This window comes from Sphingobacterium chuzhouense, from assembly GCF_014692525.1.
Taxonomy (GTDB): domain Bacteria; phylum Bacteroidota; class Bacteroidia; order Sphingobacteriales; family Sphingobacteriaceae; genus Sphingobacterium; species Sphingobacterium chuzhouense.
The window spans coordinates 637401-655137 of sequence record NZ_JACNYL010000003.1 but is presented as its reverse complement, the minus strand read 5'-3'; the positions used below and the strand labels follow the sequence as shown (position 1 = coordinate 655137).

The following is a 17737-nucleotide window of genomic DNA, read 5'->3' as shown; positions in this document are numbered from 1 at the left end:
TGGATTTGATTATGAACAGTTCTTACATAAAATTCACGGGTTTGACCGTAGCGATAATCGTAGTTTTATCCACTTTTGTCGGATGCCGTCATTATCTGGATAGAGAAATAGAATCCAATTATAGAGAGGACGAAGTATTTGTCAACTACGAACGTATGAGTGAGGCCGGTTACGGTGTTTACGCCTTTCTTTTCGGTCAATTTGGATTTCATCGTATCAATAATGCGATGCTCGCCTCCGCTTGTGACGAAGCCGACCATGCGGATATCAATTCGTTGATTCAGAAATTTAATCTGGGTACGTGGACGGCAGTGGAAAATCCCGAATCGGCCTGGCAGCATTTTTATCAGGGCATCCGGCGGGCAAATCTTTTTTTAGAAAACTCCATAAATTATAAAGAAATCGTGTTTAGGGACACGTTGGATGCAGATAATAAAAGCAAATACGAATACGATGTACGGGACATTGCCTGGCTGCGGGCAGAGGTGCGATTTCTACGGGCTTACTATCATTTTGAGCTTATCAAGCGTTATGGCGGTGTACCGATCATGACGACGACCAAATACAGTGCGGAGGAATTGAATAGTTTAGGACGGCAGCGTTTCGAAGAGTGTGTAGATTTCATAAAAAATGAATGCGATTCCCTTTTGCCCCATTTGAAAGATACTTGGGTAGGCTTTGATTCCGATAAGTGGCGCGGGCGCGTTACTAAAGGAGCGGCTTTAGCCTTAAAAGCACGTTTGCTACTGTATGCGGCTAGCCCGCTTCACAATCCATCCAACGACATCGAAAAATGGGAACACGCCGCTGAGGCGGCACATGATATTATTGCGATGAACCGATATGGTCTACATAGCGATTACAGAGCCCTTTTTAGACTGGGTAATGGAGCCGATGGAAACACGGAAGTCATATTTGCACAACAGGGCTGGAACCGTAATGATTTTGAAAAAATGAATTACCCGATAGGATACACACAAGGGGGACAGGGAAGTACTTCTCCTTCACAAAACTTGGTCGATGCTTATGAGATGAAAGCTACGGGCGTGCCCATTACGGAACCGGGATCTGGATATGACCCGCAAAATCCATATCAGGGACGAGATCCTCGCCTAGGTTTTTCGATTTTGACGAATGACACGCAATTTAAGGGGCGTCCGGTCGAAGCATGGATAGGAGGGCTGGACGGATTGGGTAAAAGGAAAGCGACTACAACGGGCTATTACCTTCGGAAATTCGTAGATGAGAACCTCGATTTAGCCAGAAACGAATCGAGTGTACATACCTGGTTATTATTCCGATATGCTGAAGTCCTACTGAATTTTGCCGAAGCCATGAATGAAGCTTATGGGCCAGAAGCGACCAATGGTTACTCGATGTCGGCGAAAGCCGCGGTCGACCGGATTCGCCGGCGGACAGGAGTGGAAATGCCGATCCTGCCCCCTGGACTTTCGCAGCAGGAGATGCGCGAACGTATTCAAAATGAAAGAAGGGTAGAGCTCGCTTTTGAAGAGCACCGGTTCTTTGATGTTCGGCGATGGAAGATTGCGGAGGAAACGGAGAATCTACCCATTATGGCTATGCAGATCACTAGAAATTCGGACGGCAGCTTTGATTATTTAGTAGTTAAAGCCGAAAACCGAGTGTTTGAAGAGAAAATGTATCTATACCCGATCCCGGAAATGGAAGTATTGAAGAGTGGTGGGGCATTAACACAAAATGCGGGCTGGTAAGAAAGAAACGTACACTAATTAGAAAACAGTATGAAAACCTTGTCCTTGAAATTATTGAGCATCATCGCTGTCGTATTTTATTTATTTTCCTGTAGCAAGACGCTCGTATTTCCCGATACGGAATCGCCAGCACTTCCGCAGTTAGAGAATGCCTCTGCAAAACTATTGTGGATTGGCCCGGAATATAAACTGGCGATACATGCCGAACTGGAAGACACAGAAGGCATCACCGGAGTACATATTAAAAATGGCGAATGGAAGATTGACTCTGCATTGACTGTAGACAATAAAACCTCCTATACGATTATTGACACCTTCTTGGTTGCCAAAGATGTGAATAAGACGAAGCATCTAGTCGAATTCACGATTACCAATACAAAAGGTGGAATTATTAAAGGTAGTGTAGACGTAGAAGATCTATCGGATAAAAACCAGATTCCGGGATATGATCCAGATCTTTTGCCACCTGAAATTGAAATTATAAAACCCACTGTGACGCAATACCTCGGGTTTTCGGGCGAACCTATCGATATAGATATTGAAGCTACGATCGAGGATGAAGCTATTGCATCGATTGAAGTGAGGGTATGGGGGGAATCTGCGGATGGACAGCCGTTTATGGAAGAGGAGATTATCGAGCCGGATAGCGATGAAGAGAAAATCAGCTATCAGTACGCAAAAACCTTTACACTTCCGAGTGAAAAGGCTGGACGATACCAATATATTGTACGATCGGTAGATGAAAGTGGCAACAAAAAGACGGTGGGGGGTGATATATCCATCGGTTTTCCTGATCGCTTGTATCTTTCGGATGCCGAGTCTGAGGAAGAGGTTATCCGCCAAGGTTACGATCATATGGGAGGAAGCAGAGGTATAGGTACCCTACTATCAATGGAACGGGAAGGTACAAATACTTTTGCATTGAATATTTATTATCCTAATAAAAGCGCTGACAACATCCGTTTTATTGCATTCTTGAACAATGAAAAGCCTTTTACTGGCAACAATCAGTCGCAAGTGAACTATAGCTTAAATGGGGATAATGTCATCGCGATGAGTGCTTCCAGCCCTGGAGATCTAACGGCAGATCTTTCTGCGGCCTCCTTTAAGCTTCCCGTTTCGGCAAGTGGGTATTATAGGATAACAGTGGATCTAACCCAACGGACTGTCCGGGCAGTGTCTTATACACCGAATATCAACATGAATGATGCGGTCAAATATCCGGGATGGTCTGACGCCAAGCCATGGGATTATATGGCGGTAACAGGAACCACGGTTGTGGGTACGGCAGATTGGACGGAAAAAGCAACCTCCCCCAAACTTGTGCGTGATGCGACAAATAAATACTTATTTACAGGTACGTTTACGACCAATGGTGCTTCTTCAAACATGAGTTTGAACGCTCCGGTTGCTGTTCTGGGCGGAGACATTTGGGGTAAAGGATGGTTTCGCTTAGTGGCGGCACGGAATAACATGATAGATGATTACGGCGATTTACTGACTATAGTTGGGCCAGTAGGGCCTAGCGGAGGAGGTGCCAATTGGGGCTTTTCGACGTCTCCGGCAGGAACGTATAAAGCATCTTATGACCTGGCATTACAAAGATTCCGTTTAGTGAGAATAGAAAATTAATGATGATGATAAACAATTTATTTATACATTTTTTATGGCTTACCATGGCTTGTGGTAAGCCCACAACAACAGAAAAACCAACCACAGATATCGACGCACATATTCGGGTGGAGATCGATGCAGGTGTAGTCAAACAAACGATCCATAGCTTCGGCGCATCAGATTGCTGGTCTGGTAAGTTCGTCGGACAATGGGCTGACGACAAAAAGAAAAACCAGGTAGCGGATCTCTTGTTTAGTACCGACACACTCGATAACGGTAATCCAATAGGGATTGGTTTATCCTTATGGAGATTTAATATCGGGGGAGGTAGTTATGAACAAGGAAAAGAAAGTAATATCGCCGACGAGTGGCGCCGGGAGGAATGTTTTCTAAACGAGGCTGGTGAGTACGACTGGAGCAAGCAGCAAGGACAGCAATGGTTCTTACAGGCCGCCAAATCTCGCGGCGTGAAACATACCCTTGGTTTTTCCTTAACACCGCCAGTCTTCATGACAAAAAATGGAAAGGCCTATAACCTACCGACCGGTACAGCCCTGAATATTCAAGAAGGGAAACTGGAAGCTTATGCCGATTTTATGGCGAAGGTAACGGAACACTTTCAGTTTGATTTCTTAAGCCCTGTAAACGAACCGCAATGGCAGTGGGGAAAAGAAGATGGCGCAAGCCAGGAAGGAACGCAGGCTGAAAATTCTGAAATAGCCGCCTTAACACGATTACTGTCTGATAAAATGAAGGAGGGAAACGCGGAGATCGTGATCGGAGAGGCCGGGCAGTGGGACTTTTTATATTCGCGGAATAACGACGGTAGGGGTGATCAGATAAACCAGTTTTTTTCTTCCACTTCACCAAACTATATTGGTAATCTGCCTCAGGTAAGAAAGGCGATTTCCGGCCATAGCTACTTCACGACCTGTCCGGATGATAATATGATTTCTGTTCGCCAGCAAATTGCGGCCAAGGTGAATCAGGTAGAACCGACGTTGGAAACCTGGCAAACCGAATTCGGGATCTTGGGGAATATCTGTGATCAATACAGTGGTTACCCGCGTAATACAGGTATGGACTATGGTCTATACGTGGCTAAAGTACTGCACCATGACCTGGCGATTGCCAACGTAAGTGCCTGGCATTGGTGGTTGGCTATGAGCCCTTATGATTATAGTGATGCACTGGTATACATCAACACGCCCGACGGAAAAATGGATCCTTCGGGCAGTAAGGAAGATGGTGTAGTATTAGATTCTAAACAACTGTGGTCTTTCGGTAATTTTGCGCGATTTATCCGTCCGGGAATGCAACGAATTGAGGCAACGGTAAAAGATATGCCGGATCCGATAAAAGCAGCTAATACATTGATGGTATCTGCCTATAAAGATGAAACCGAAAAAAAATTGGTTGTGGTTCTGGTTAATCCACAAGATCAGGAAAAAACACTCGAGCTTACCGACTTATCAGCGTCCTTTAAACTGACTGATGAGCAAGTAAATGTATATACAACCGATGCGCACCGAAATCTTGAAAAATCAACTGCAAGTGCCAATCAAATTAAATTAAATTCTAAATCCGTTGTGACAGTGGTTGCAACCTATCTCTAACGTTAATGTTCTATGAAATTCGTACACTTTATTTTTTCTGCCGTCATTCTATTGATATTGCTCCTGAACTTTCCACAGCTCTCCGCCCAGGAGATCGAACGCCGTCCAGATAACGTGCTCCCGTTAGAAGGTATCTGGAAATTTAAGTTGGATCCCTTTGAGACAGGCATCAACAGCAACGGTGTTCAACTGCTTCCACAACTGACAGAAACCATCACGCTTCCGGGCTCTACCGATCAAGCTGGCAAAGGCAACAAAACACTGGATATGACCTCGATACGGCTGACCCGTGCTTTTGAATATAAAGGCATAGCCTGGTATGAAAAGGAAATTTTCGTGCCAGAGGAATGGGAGAATAAGGCAGTGGAGCTTTTCCTTGAACGTCCACATTGGGAAACGCGCGTATGGGTGAATGGAAAACCTGCCGGAAAAAAAGAGAGTTTATCTGTACCTCATGTCTATGACGTAGGCAGCCTGGTCCAGCCCGGTAAAAAAAATACCGTCCGTATACGGGTAAATAATGATAAAATTTACGACTTGGAATATGCGCATGCCATCAGTGCCGAAACACAGACGAACTGGAATGGGATTGTAGGTGAAATTCGTTTACAGGCATTTGATAAGGTTTTTCTTAAGGATATACAGGTATATCCCGACATTCCTGCGAAAAAGGCGAAGGTACGTATGGAGATTGCCAATGAAACACAATCCGACGTACAAGGTTCGCTTACCTTTGGCAACAAAGTGGTCAATTCGGACAATCCAATATCTTTTCCCTTAACACAGCTTGATTTTGCCGGGAAAGATTCGGTCATTTTTGTGGAAAGAGAACTTGACCTCGGATCCGATCTACAGCTGTGGGATGAGTTTAATCCGGCCCTATATGAACTGACGGTTCAGCTCGATGCCAAGGGGCAGGATGCGTTCTTGAAAGACCGACGTTCGGTTACTTATGGCTTAAGGGAGCTGGGGGTTCAGGGGACACAATTTGTGTTCAACGGTCGGCCGACGTTTATTAGAGGGACGGTCAATAGCGCGGAATTTCCACTTACCGGCTATCCTCCGACGGATATAAAGGAATGGCTTCGTATATTTAATACCTGTATAGCCTATGGATTGAATGCTATGCGTTTCCATACTTGGTGTCCTCCGGAAGCTGCTTTTCAGGCAGCTGATCAACTAGGTTTTTATCTACAGGTAGAGAATCCCGATTGGCGTTTTACCGTTGGAAAAGATGCCGAAGTGAATCGCTTTCTAAAGGAGGAAGCCGATCGAATATTAAAGACCTACGGCAATCATCCGTCGTTCATTATGTTTTGCGAAGGCAATGAAATGGTCGGTCCGCAGGTAAAGGAGTTTTTGAGCGAACAGGTCTCCCATTGGAAAGCCTCTGATGCTCGGCGTCTATATACGGGAAGTGCCGCCTATCCGCTGATCCCGGAAAGTGAATACCATGTTTTGTATGGTGCTCGTCCGCATCGATGGAGGGAAGGTTTAACGAGCCGATTTAATGTTCGACCTTTAGATACTGAATACGATTATTCCGATTACGTGGTAAAAAATGATGTTCCCATGATTACCCACGAAATCGGGCAGTGGTGCGTATATCCAAATTTTGACGAGATTCCTAAATATACGGGTGTATTAAAACCGTATAATTACGAATTGTTCAGGGAATTGCTACGGGATCGGAAAATGTTGGATCAGGCAGAAGATTTTACACGGGCTTCGGGCAGGTTTTCCGTCGTTATGAAGAAGGAAGAGGTGGAGTCTTATTTAAGAACACCAAAATTTGGGGGCTACCACATGTTGCAATTGAACGACTTTCCAGGGCAGGGAACAGCGCCGGTAGGTGTTGTTGATATTTTTTGGGATCCCAAGCCTTATGTCAGCGCAGATGAATTTCGTCGGTTCCAATCGTCTAGAGTACCGTTGTTAAGGACCAAATCTTTTACTTGGACCAACGATCAGGTTTTTCGAGCGACTGCGCAATTTGCCAATTTTGGTGATTCTCCCATGGAGGAAACCACTGTACACTGGTCGTTACGATATCCGGATGGAAAAATACATGCCGAGGGAGAATTTGCTAAGCAAACCATTCCCGTAGGAAGCCCCATTACGCTGGGTGAACTATCGATCCCACTGGCAGATATCGATCAGGCGGTAAATCTGGATTTAGTTATGGAGGTACCGGGAACACCCATTAGCAACGAATGGGACATCTGGGTATATCCGGCCCAACTGCTGGAAGTGAATACGAAAGAGATGCTCATCGCCGATCGGTTAGATAATAAAACCAAACGCTATCTCGAAAAAGGTGGGAAAGTGCTGTTGATGGCCGATACGGGTGCTATTCATTCGGATGCGGATCCGGTTTTCTCGGGAATTTCCTGGAATACCGTATGGTCTGGTATGCCGCCCAATTTATTGGGTATCCTTTGCGATCCGCAGTCACCTGCCTTGGAAAATTTTCCGACCCAATTCCATTCTAACTGGCAGTGGTGGGATGTTGTAGCTCGCTCTAAACCGATGGTACTGGATCATCTTCCGTTTGGGCTGAAGCCTTTGGTGCAAATGGTTCCGGATTGGAACAATCCGCGAAAGATCGGATTGGTATTCGAAGCTAAGGTAGGTAAGGGCAGCCTCTTAGTTACCAGTGTGGATCTGAAAAATAAAATGGAGGAACGTCCGGTTGCGCGTCAATTTCTGTATAGTTTGAAAAAATATGCCATGAGTCCGGATTTTTCTCCAGAAGACGAGGTAAGCATAGAAATGATCGAACAAATTTTTAAAAGTGAATAATGCTATGAAGAAAGCTGTAAACTCATTAATAAAGAAATCTCTTTTTTTAGGTGGTTGTTTTTTGCTATCGTTTTATCCGGGTACAAAATTGGCAGCGCAATATGTTGGTGGATCCTCCAGATCAGCGTTGGATGATACCGTTAATTTAAGTTTGCAAGAGTCGGTGAAACAATATACCTATCTATCCGAGCAGGTTCCAAAAGATCAGCTGCCGCGTACTTATATCGATGGACAGGTGATGTCCGTGAGTCCGTATGCCTGGATAAGCGGGTTCTATCCTGGCTCCCTTTTATATCTGTATGAGTTTTCCCGCGACTCCATATTATTAAAAGAGGCGAACAACAAACTTGTACAATTAGAGAAGCTACAGACGGTTACGGCCAACCACGATCTAGGTTTTATGATGTACTGTAGTTTTGGTAATGCCTATCGTCTTTTTCAAAAACCGGAACATAAAGCTATCCTCATTCAATCGGCCAAATCCCTTGCCAGTAGGTTTAATCCAAAGGTTGGATGTATCGAATCCTGGGATGAGATTAAATCCTTGGATGGAAAGAGAATGTTGGATTTCCCGGTCATTATCGACAATATGATGAACCTGGAGCTTTTGTTTTTTGCTTCGAAAGCAACGGGCGATCCATATTATAAGGATATCGCGATTCAGCATACTGATAAAACCCTAAAAAATCACTTCCGAAAAGATTTTAGCAGTTATCATGTGGTTGCGTATGACACTCTGAGCGGAAAGGTATTGAGTAGAGAAACCCATCAAGGTTTTTCCGACAATTCTACCTGGTCTAGAGGACAGGCTTGGGCGGTCTATGGTTTTACGATGGTGTATCGTGAAACGGGAAATAAGAAATATTTGAAAGCGGCGCAAAGAATGGCCGATTTTTACTTGAAGCATGAGAATCTTCCGGACGATATGGTGCCTTATTGGGATTTTAATGTGAACCAGGAAGGGTATGATCCGGTTTGGAACTACGATCCGGCGAAATATCCAGAAATACCTCGTGATGCCTCTGCAGGAGCCATTGTGGCTTCAGCTTTATTGGAACTTTCTGGATATGTGACCAAGAAAAAAAGCCAATATTATTCATCAGCAGCTGAAAAGATGATTGCCAGTTTGTCGTCATCTAATTATCGTGCGCCGGTCGGGACTAATGGCGGATTTATTTTGATGCATGCTTCGGGTGGTGTCCCCGGCGACGTAGAAGTCGATGTTCCGCTCTCGTATGCAGATTATTATTATATTGAATCGTTGATGCGCTATCAGAATCTTATATCTGACAAATCCATAGAAAAATAGATGAAAAATCTCCTATTTATTTTATTGCTTATACCATTTTTTGCCCTGCATACTGCATGGGCGCAAACGCCGTCTAATGATACGCTAATAAATCGATATAAAGAATATTTGTTCCGTACGAACGATGCCGAACAAGATATTGATTCATTCATAAAGCGTTTGGATCCATCTGGAAAATGGCCGGATATCAACTATGCGGATTCTAGCCTCGCGGATTGGAAAATCACGATCCACTTAAGACGAGTTCGTACGCTGTCATTCGCTTGGGCAAACCCTAAATCACGGCATTATCAGGATCCAGCAATCCGAAAGGTGATTGATATTGCGCTGGATCATTGGTTACAGATTAGATACCAAAGCAAAAACTGGTGGTATAATGAGATCGGGGTACCGCAGTTGATGCGGGATATCATTGTTTTGCTCCGGCAAGACCTGGATTCTCTGCGCCTGCAACAAGCGTTAGCGGTAATGGGCCAGCTACGGGTGCACGAGGACTATGTGGGGGGCAATCTCATATGGTGTGCAGATTTGGGTTTACACTACGGTGCATTGATAGACGACGAAAACCTCTTAAACAAATGCCGGCAACTTATCCTAAAAGAAATTGAAATAGGAACCGGTGAAGGAATTCAACCGGATTACAGCTTTCATCAACATGGTAAGCGTCTGCAAATGTTTCAATACGGTAAGGCTTATCTGTGGGAAAGTATGCGCATCGCCTGGGAGCTCCGCGATACGCCTTTGGCCTTTCCAGAGGAAAAGATACAAATTTTAATGGATATGGTTGTCGAAGGCTGGCAATGGATGGCACGAGGCATTCATACAGTTCCGGGAACGATGGATCGCTCATCGTCGAGAAAAGGCGAATTACGGAGTGCGGATATGCGTTTATTGCTGCCTTTTATTAAGGAATTACAACCTCAAAATACTGCCATCACAACAATGGAAGCCATGCAGAACGGTCAGGGGACGCTTGTAGGCTATCGATATTATCCGTATTCTGATTTTGCTGTTTTTCATCGCCCGGGGTTCAGCTTCTTTTTAAAAACGGTGTCCACACGTACGCTACCTACAGAGTCTATTAATAGCGAAAATCTTAAAGGAAAGCTATTAAATAGTGGAGACACTTACTTGATTAGAAACGGAGAGGAATATTTTGATCTATTGCCTGCCTGGGATTGGACGGCTCTTCCCGGTTTAACCACCTTTAAAGAGATGTACCATGTAAGCCGTAGGCCTTTCGTAGGGGGAGTGTCCGATAATATAGACGGCTTTTCTGTGATGGACTACGTTTTGCAAGATAAGACGGAGAAACAGGAGTTTTCGGCTCGGAAGTTTTGGGCCTCGCATGGGGATGTTGTGGTTTGTTTAATAGGTGATATGAAAAGCAAAGGTATTTCCGGACCTTTATATACCTCCTTAGATCAAAGCCGTTTGCAAAGTGACGTGACCGTAAATTCTGTAGAGAATGCTTTAATGCCGGGTACGCATAGCCTCGATGATGTTCGTTGGATACATCATTCGGGATTTGCCTATATCCCCCTAAAGCCGACTGTGTTTACCATTCATCTAAAAAAGGTAGAAAGTAACTGGACTTCCATCAATGCAGCTGGAATGGCAGAGCGAGTAGAAGAGAGTGTGTTCCTCCCTCAAATGCTACATAATATGATTGGAGAAGATTCGTCTGGATATGTGATAGCACCTGCTTCTAGTCCAAAACAAACCGCAAGGTTGGCGAGCAATCCTAGCTGGACGGTGTTACGGAACGGAGAGGCTTGCCAAGCGGTAGAATTCAAAGGGGGGATTCTGATGGCAGCTTTTTATTCGCCCGGAGAGCTTAATTTTGGAAAGAAACAAGCTATCCAGGTGGATCAGCCCTGTTTAATTTTAATTAAGGGTGGTGTGCTTTATGCGAGCGACCCTACTCAAGAAGGGAAAGAGGTTAATGTAACCGTTGGAGGCAAGAAGTTTAAAATACGGTTGCCCTTGGATGGTACGACGACCCAATTACCGTTAAAATAAGAACGATTAATGAAACCTGCATAAATTTCGATAAACAAAAGGATATGAATAATTTATGCAAGCTTCATTGCCATAAAAAAACAATTTATTCTAATGAAAAAGATACTATATACCATTTGTTTTGTAGGGCTAATTCTTGTTGGTCAAAAAGTCTATGCCCAGGCGGATTCGGCGGCTTATTTGGATACGATCAAGGCAGAGCTGAAAGAAAAGTGGCCAGCGAACCGAACCATTAACTTGGTGTTTCACGGACATTCCGTTCCTTCCGGTTATTTTCAGACCCCCTTGGTAAGAAGAATGGATGCCTATCCATTTCTTGTTATGCGTGCTTTAGATGAGAAATATCCTACCGCGGTGATCAATGTTATCACGACTTCCATCGGTGGGGAGAACTCCGAACAAGGCGAAAAGAGATTCAAAACGGAGGTGACGGTACACCGGCCGGATGTACTGTTTATCGATTATGCGCTGAATGACCGAAATATCGGTCTGGAGCGATCCCGCACCGCGATGGAGAAGATGATCGTAGAGGCTTTGGCACAGGATATAAAAGTGGTTCTTTTGACGCCCTCGCCCGATTTAACAGTTGACCTGCTTTTGCCAGATAACACGTTGGAATTATATCGGAATCAACTAGTGGATCTATCAAAGAAATATAATATTGCTATAGTTGATAGTTATCAAGTATTTAAAAAACGGAAAGCTGAAGGGGAGGAATTGAAGCTATACATGGCCCAAAGCAATCACCCGAATGAAAAGGGGCATAAACTCATCGCCGATGAGATCATGCACTGGTTTTAAATAGAGGGGATACAACACTCTAGGTTCGCTTTTTATGATTGTTTCTGTATTGTGCCGGAGCAATCTCCATTAATTTTTTGAAGAGCCTTGAAAAATAATACGGATCCTTAAATCCCAGCGTATTACAAATTTCTTTAATGCTCATATCGGTAAAATACAGATATTGACAGGCTTGGTGGATCTTCATTTGATTAAAATACTGAATAGGAGAAAAGCCTGTTTTCTTCTTAAAAAGATCAGAATAATGGGAGACGGAGAGATTTTGTTCGCTGGCAAAATCCTGTAGCGTAAAATTCAAATCCAGGTTATCTTTCATGAATTTTATGGACTTGTTTACACAATCGACTTCATAAAAAGACAGAAAAGTTTCTTTATGATAAATTAAAGAGGACAAAAACTGTAGAAGATTGATATTCGCTAATTCTAGGCTACGTTGATCAAAACTATTTTCAATGATATTAAAGATTTGATTGAACAGCTCAATCCGGTGTTCGTCATAGGGCAATGAATGTGTACTTGGAGCGGCGCCGTCTGTATGTCTAGAATAGAGACGATCTGAATTTTCTCCTTCAAAATGAATCCAATAGATGCTCCATGGATCGGTAGAAGAGGAGTGATAATGGTGAGGGGTATTGCGCGGGATAATAAAAAAGTGGTTAGGGTTTAAAATATGTTTTTTCCCTTGAACGGTAATGGTGCCCTGTCCTTCTATACAATATAGCAAAATGTATTGCGAGCAGCCTGTGTTTCGTCTTCTGTCATGATGGTTGGCATAGGGGTAAAAACCAATGGCTGTTAGGTAAAGATTGTTTATAAGCGGGTTTTTTGCAATCTGATTGTGTATTTCAGGTGGAATGACAATCATTTTTTGTCCCACAAAGCCCTCTTTAATTTTTTTTATCTGTACCTGTGCATTCATTTGTTTATAACTGCGTGTCAATTTGCGTGAGTTTCTTTCTCTACCGCTTAAGAAACTCTTTTTTCAAAGGTCTTCTACCATCGTTTGCGTAATTAAAGATACGGGTTTTCTATGTATTTCAGCAATTGGAAAATACATTTTTATTTTTAAATGTGTGCGCAAGGAAAGCAGGTTTATCGCGTTTAACCCGTTTATGGCTTGATGAAATAATAAGCTAATTCTTCAAATGAGCTAAATTGTATGTCGTATGTTTTGGTTTCGCCAAATCCATAGTTAACGAAAACGAATGGGATATTAGCGAGTTTGGCTTGTTTGCCATCAGAAGCTGTATCACCAACATATACAGGGCTTTTTAATGAATACTTGTCGATGAGGTACCTGATATTCTCATTCTTGGGTTTGAAGTTTGAGGCATGAGCTACGCTGTCGGTAATATATTGTTCAATACCTGCCCATTCCATAAAATATTTGATGGTAAATTCGGCACAGTTGCTGACGATAAATAACCGGTGCTGCTGACTTAATTGTTCCAATCCTTCTTTTACATACGGATAGAGCTTTCCGCCTTTTGTTTTGATATTCTCATACTGAAGGTCAATGATATCTTTGTACATGGTTTTTCTTTCTTTATAGGGGAATTCGGGTAAGATAAGTTCCAGAAATTGATCTTCTTCTATACCTGTGAGCCTATAAATATCTTGGTTTGTCAGCTGCTTTTCAATATTGTTTTTTTGGAAGAAATCATTAAAACCTTGTGTGTAACATGCAACACCATCCCATAGTGTTCCGTCCATGTCAAAAATAATCGCATCAATTTGTTCTGTATCCACCATTTGCATTCATTTTTCTTTAACCTGTTTTTTTAATATCGAATCTACTTAAAAAAAGGCATTATAGCTAATAAAAATGGGAAAGGGCGGTGGTGGATGAAAGCGGGCGTTTATCGAGATAAATTAAGACTTCGATCGTGTGTCAGGTCGACGACCGCGTTTATAGATAATCAGCCCATTGAGGAAATTTCGAAGAAACTGATCGCCACAAGGCTTAAAATTCGGGTGGTCTTCTTTACGGAATATCGCACTTAGCTCAGTTTTGGTTACCTTGAAATCCACAAGAGATAATACTTCGATAATGTCATCGTCGGTAAATTTTAAAGCTACGCGGAGCTTTTTCATGATATCATTGTTGCTCATGGCGTAAATGTAAAGAAAACTATGCTAAAAACGCATTATATTGAAGGAATTACCCCTAGGAATCTCGGCTCCAAGAGGTAATATCAGTTATTTTTCTCCTTCTTCCGGCGGTATATTTCCCGCTGCGTTACCGGCAAGATCGCCTCCCTCTTTGTCGCGTTTATCGGATTGATTTGTCTCTTTGATATCCTTCTTATCTTTCTCGTCTGTCGACTCTTCTGGAGGAAAGCCACTGTAATTTGCTTTTTCGTTTTCAGCAACCCCGCGTTCGCGGTCCGTTTGTGGTTTTTCGTTGTTCTCGTTCGTATTCATATCGTTTCTCTTTAATCACTACTCATAGAACAGCTGGCGTGCGGTATAGTTTTCAATGATGAACGTAGCGAATTCACAATATTTATAAAATAACCCCCGAATTTAGAGAGGAGATAGGATCGTGCAAAACAAAAACAAATAGGTGAACGTTTATATAATATATAGATATCGTTATGAATAATCTTGATTTTGATAATGTGAAATTAGATCTGCTGAAAAGAGAGATTAGCCTTCCAAAAGCAGTTGAAGGCCAAGTCGAAGAGACGTGGTTGGTTAATTATGGTGATGAAACAGTCGGCGTTGGTCTTTTTCTTCCTGACAGTGATAAATGTGTAATGGCTATCATCGGAAACAGCGATGACGACAAAGTGGTATTGGGGTCGTATGGGACAAGTGATGACCACGCTAAACTTATTTCGCATGCGTTGGAGATTTCTTTTCAAGGGTATTTGAGGTCTGTTAGAGGAGATACTATATTAGGGGATCCGCCTATTGATGAAATGCTTGATGAATAATCAACCAGATATCCAGTTTTAATCATGAATATTACTGTTGGTAGTATGAAGGTACTCATCTCAAGAAACATCCCAGATACAACGGCGGTACGGTTAATGGAAGAAGGATTTGAAGTTATAACTGCTGAAAAAGGAAAGATATGGACTTCTGAAGAGCTTACCAAAACTTGTCAAAACGTGGATTTTTTATTACATCGCGGAGGCACAGCATTAGACGCAAATTTTTTTCAAAATTGTAGCCATCTAAAAGGTATAGCGTTAACAAGTGTGGGTTATAATCATGTAGATATCACTGCAGCCACCAAAGCATGTATACCGATTAGTAATACACCGGATGTATTGAGTGAAGCAACAGCTGATATTGCTTTGTTGCTGATGTTGACAGTTTCTCGAAAGGCATTTTTCCGGGCAAATCAGATCATTCGTGGTGAATGGCAAGGTCTGGGTTCTACGGACGATCTTGGTGTCGAACTTTACGGGAAAACATTGGGTATATTTGGATTAGGAAGAATAGGACTGGCGCTAGCTCGTAGGGCGAAAGTGATATATGGGATGGATATTATTTACTATAACCGACATAGAAATGTCGAAGCAGAGCGGGAAGTGGATGCGGTATATGTATCTTTTGACAAATTATTGGAAAAAAGTGATGTTATATCCATACACGCTAACTTAAGTTCGGAGACAAAAGATCGATTTAATGCGACAGCCTTCAAAAAGATGAAAAAATCGGCGATTTTTATTAATACAGCAAGGGGCAAGATTCATAACGAAGTGGATTTAACCGAGGCGCTGGTGAATGGTGATATTTGGGGGGCTGGACTTGATGTTACGAATCCGGAACCGATGTTGCCCAGCAATCCGCTTTTAAGTATGTCGAATGTCTGCGTACTGCCGCATATCGGTTCCGCAACTGTGGAGACACGAACAAAAATGACATTAATGGCTGTGAATAATTTGATTGCAGTGAAAAACGGAAAAAAGATGCCTCAGGTTGTCAACGCAGAGGTGTATAAGATGAAATGATATGAAAGCAGTTATTATTGGAGGATCCGGAGCTACAGGACGTGAACTTGTTAAGCAACTTTTACAAGATTCAAGATTTCAGGAGGTGATCGTTTTAGTTCGCAGACCCTATTTTGAGAAACATGCTAAACTGACAGAGTTTCTCGTGGATTTTGAAAACTTACAGCAGTACAAGGATCAGATTCAAGGCGATGTGGCTTTTTCTTGTTTAGGAACCACTTTAAAGGATGCTGGTAGTAAAGAAGCACAATGGCGAGTAGACCACGATTATCAATTGACTTTTGCTTCTATAGCAAAGACGAATGACATCGAAAGTTTTGTGCTGCTGTCGGCTACCGGTGCAAATGAAAATTCTTCTTTTTTCTACAACAAAATGAAAGGAACGTTGGAGAATAATGTACGCAAATTGGGTTTTCCTCAATTTGTTATCTTGCAACCCGGCGGCATCGAACGACCTAACTCTGATCGAGCGGGCGAAAAAATCTTTATTAAATTATTAAAAATATGTAATGCGATAGGTCTGTTTAAGCGTTACCAACCGATAACAACAGCAAGATTGGCAAAAGCTATGATTGCTTCCTATTTTAAATTTAAAGAAAAATATAAAGTTGTTAGCCTGAGCGAAATTAGGCGAATATCCGAATGAAACCCTACAGCAAAGGGAAGCAGAAACGTGTAGAAATCCGTAAATGGTCAGTGATAAATTTGTCCGTCTGGATACAGATGACCAAATATCCCATTTGGTCTCGCTATCTTTAGCCGGTTAAGGAATGTATGGTATACCAAGCATTGATATACGGATTATGCGGGGGCAGTTTATTGCTGCTCTCCTTACTGCTGTTGTCCAACTTGCCCAAAGTCAATAAAAGAGCTAATCTCTTTCTGGGGATCTGTACCTTTTTCTTATGCAGTGTATTTGTTCAGCTTCTCTTGGAGAATAGTAATTACCCGGAAAACGTCATGTTACTAGCGTTTCTGGAATTTGGACGATGGGCGATATTCCCCTGTTTCTTCATCGCTATACAACTATACCTATCTCCTGATCAGCCTTATAAGAAATACGCTATCCACTTTGTACCTACCTTAATTTTGGTTTCACTACTTTGGAGCCCTTATACATTGCCCGATGTTCTCCGTTATGTAATACGTTATTTTTTATATGGGCAACTCCTGGTCTATGGAGTTTGGTCGTATGTGCTGCTGTATAAGCACCGCTTGTTGTTAAAAGCATTTTCTACCAGTCCTCGCGCTATCGATCTTCGGTGGATTATGAATATCTGGTGGGTTATATTATTTTTAGGTATTATATCACTTGTGACACGTCTTTTTCATTCGGTCTCATTGTTGGTTGACAGTTTGTATTTGGTTGGAATACTGTTTTTTAGTTATTATGCACTATTGCAAACTGCTATCTACCCTGTAAGTGATGAGCAAGTCCCGGTTATCAAAGCGGCGGTACTATCTAAAGATAAGGAACGCCTAACGATGGAACAGGTGCAGTTTTTCAAAGAAAGATTACAGGATTTGATGGACAAAGATCAACCCTATTTAGACCCGCTGTTGAGTTTACCTCATTTGGCTGAAAGGATTGGATTATCAATACACGAACTTTCCTACGTATTGAATACGGGTATTGATTCGAATTTTTATCAATTTATCAATGGCTATCGTGTTCGTTATGCCCAGCAGCTGTTAAAAGGTAATATACTCAATGGATATAGTATTCAGGAAATCTCCATCCGGTCGGGCTTTAATTCTAAAACCACATTCTACAGCTCCTTTAAACAAGAAGTGGGTATGACCCCGAAACAATACCTTTTAAAGGTGAAATGAAAGCTATTGCGGTACAAGTTTATCCAAGCGGACGCTGATAGC

The 17737-nt window shown here is 42.5% G+C and carries 15 protein-coding genes; 11 read left to right on the top strand and 4 right to left on the bottom strand.

The window, feature by feature from the left end; all coding sequences use genetic code 11:
- Positions 1–11: 11 nt before the first annotated feature.
- From H8B21_RS14815 to H8B21_RS14785, 7 genes are all read left to right on the top strand, one after another.
- The gene (locus H8B21_RS14815; protein WP_190314531.1) at positions 12–1733 is read left to right on the top strand and encodes a RagB/SusD family nutrient uptake outer membrane protein; all 1722 of its coding nucleotides are present in this window, start codon (positions 12–14) and stop codon (positions 1731–1733) included.
- 30 nt (positions 1734–1763) lie between these two features.
- The gene (locus H8B21_RS14810; protein WP_223815053.1) at positions 1764–3365 is read left to right on the top strand and encodes a hypothetical protein; all 1602 of its coding nucleotides are present in this window, start codon (positions 1764–1766) and stop codon (positions 3363–3365) included.
- Positions 3365–4963: a glycoside hydrolase gene (locus H8B21_RS14805; protein ID WP_190314530.1), complete on the top strand. Its 1599-nt coding sequence runs from the start codon at positions 3365–3367 to the stop codon at positions 4961–4963. The genes H8B21_RS14810 and H8B21_RS14805 overlap by 1 nt, the downstream gene beginning before the upstream one ends.
- A gap of 12 nt (positions 4964–4975) precedes the next feature.
- A complete protein-coding gene (locus H8B21_RS14800; RefSeq protein WP_190314529.1) occupies positions 4976–7765 on the top strand; it encodes a sugar-binding domain-containing protein in 2790 nt (929 codons plus the stop codon).
- Between the two features lie 4 nt (positions 7766–7769).
- The gene (locus H8B21_RS14795) at positions 7770–9074 is read left to right on the top strand and encodes a glycoside hydrolase family protein (RefSeq protein WP_190314528.1); all 1305 of its coding nucleotides are present in this window, start codon (positions 7770–7772) and stop codon (positions 9072–9074) included.
- On the top strand, positions 9075–11096 hold the full coding sequence (locus H8B21_RS14790) for a polysaccharide lyase family 8 super-sandwich domain-containing protein (protein ID WP_190314527.1): 2022 nt from the start codon (positions 9075–9077) through the stop codon (positions 11094–11096).
- 93 nt (positions 11097–11189) lie between these two features.
- A complete protein-coding gene (locus H8B21_RS14785) occupies positions 11190–11897 on the top strand; it encodes an SGNH/GDSL hydrolase family protein (RefSeq protein WP_190314526.1) in 708 nt (235 codons plus the stop codon).
- 19 nt (positions 11898–11916) lie between these two features.
- Here the strand turns inward: H8B21_RS14785 and H8B21_RS14780 are convergent, their stop codons facing one another.
- The 4 genes from H8B21_RS14780 to H8B21_RS14765 all read right to left on the bottom strand — a co-directional run bounded on the left by H8B21_RS14780 (position 11917) and on the right by H8B21_RS14765 (position 14321).
- Positions 11917–12816 (bottom strand): AraC family transcriptional regulator, encoded by a 900-nt coding sequence (locus H8B21_RS14780; RefSeq protein WP_190314525.1) that lies wholly within the window; start codon positions 12814–12816, stop codon positions 11917–11919.
- Positions 12817–13007: 191 nt separating this feature from the next.
- On the bottom strand, positions 13008–13649 hold the full coding sequence (locus tag H8B21_RS14775; RefSeq protein ID WP_190314524.1) for an HAD family hydrolase: 642 nt from the start codon (positions 13647–13649) through the stop codon (positions 13008–13010).
- Between the two features lie 120 nt (positions 13650–13769).
- The gene (locus H8B21_RS14770) at positions 13770–14009 is read right to left on the bottom strand and encodes a DUF1456 family protein (protein ID WP_190314523.1); all 240 of its coding nucleotides are present in this window, start codon (positions 14007–14009) and stop codon (positions 13770–13772) included.
- An 87-nt stretch (positions 14010–14096) separates the two neighbouring features.
- Positions 14097–14321, bottom strand: a complete 225-nt coding sequence (locus tag H8B21_RS14765) for a hypothetical protein (RefSeq protein ID WP_190314522.1) — start codon at positions 14319–14321, stop codon at positions 14097–14099.
- 173 nt (positions 14322–14494) lie between these two features.
- Here H8B21_RS14765 and H8B21_RS14760 point away from each other — a divergent pair, with 173 nt between their 5' ends.
- The 4 genes from H8B21_RS14760 to H8B21_RS14745 all read left to right on the top strand — a co-directional run bounded on the left by H8B21_RS14760 (position 14495) and on the right by H8B21_RS14745 (position 17695).
- Positions 14495–14836 carry a hypothetical protein gene (locus H8B21_RS14760; protein WP_190314521.1) on the top strand — a complete coding sequence of 114 codons (342 nt, stop codon included), beginning with the start codon at positions 14495–14497 and terminating at the stop codon, positions 14834–14836.
- Between the two features lie 24 nt (positions 14837–14860).
- Positions 14861–15862: a 2-hydroxyacid dehydrogenase gene (locus H8B21_RS14755; protein ID WP_223815052.1), complete on the top strand. Its 1002-nt coding sequence runs from the start codon at positions 14861–14863 to the stop codon at positions 15860–15862.
- Between the two features lies 1 nt (position 15863).
- Positions 15864–16508, top strand: coding sequence for an NAD(P)H-binding protein (locus H8B21_RS14750; RefSeq protein ID WP_190314520.1), 645 nt, complete (start codon positions 15864–15866; stop codon positions 16506–16508).
- A gap of 128 nt (positions 16509–16636) precedes the next feature.
- On the top strand, positions 16637–17695 hold the full coding sequence (locus H8B21_RS14745) for a helix-turn-helix domain-containing protein (RefSeq protein ID WP_190314519.1): 1059 nt from the start codon (positions 16637–16639) through the stop codon (positions 17693–17695).
- Positions 17696–17737 lie beyond the last annotated feature (42 nt).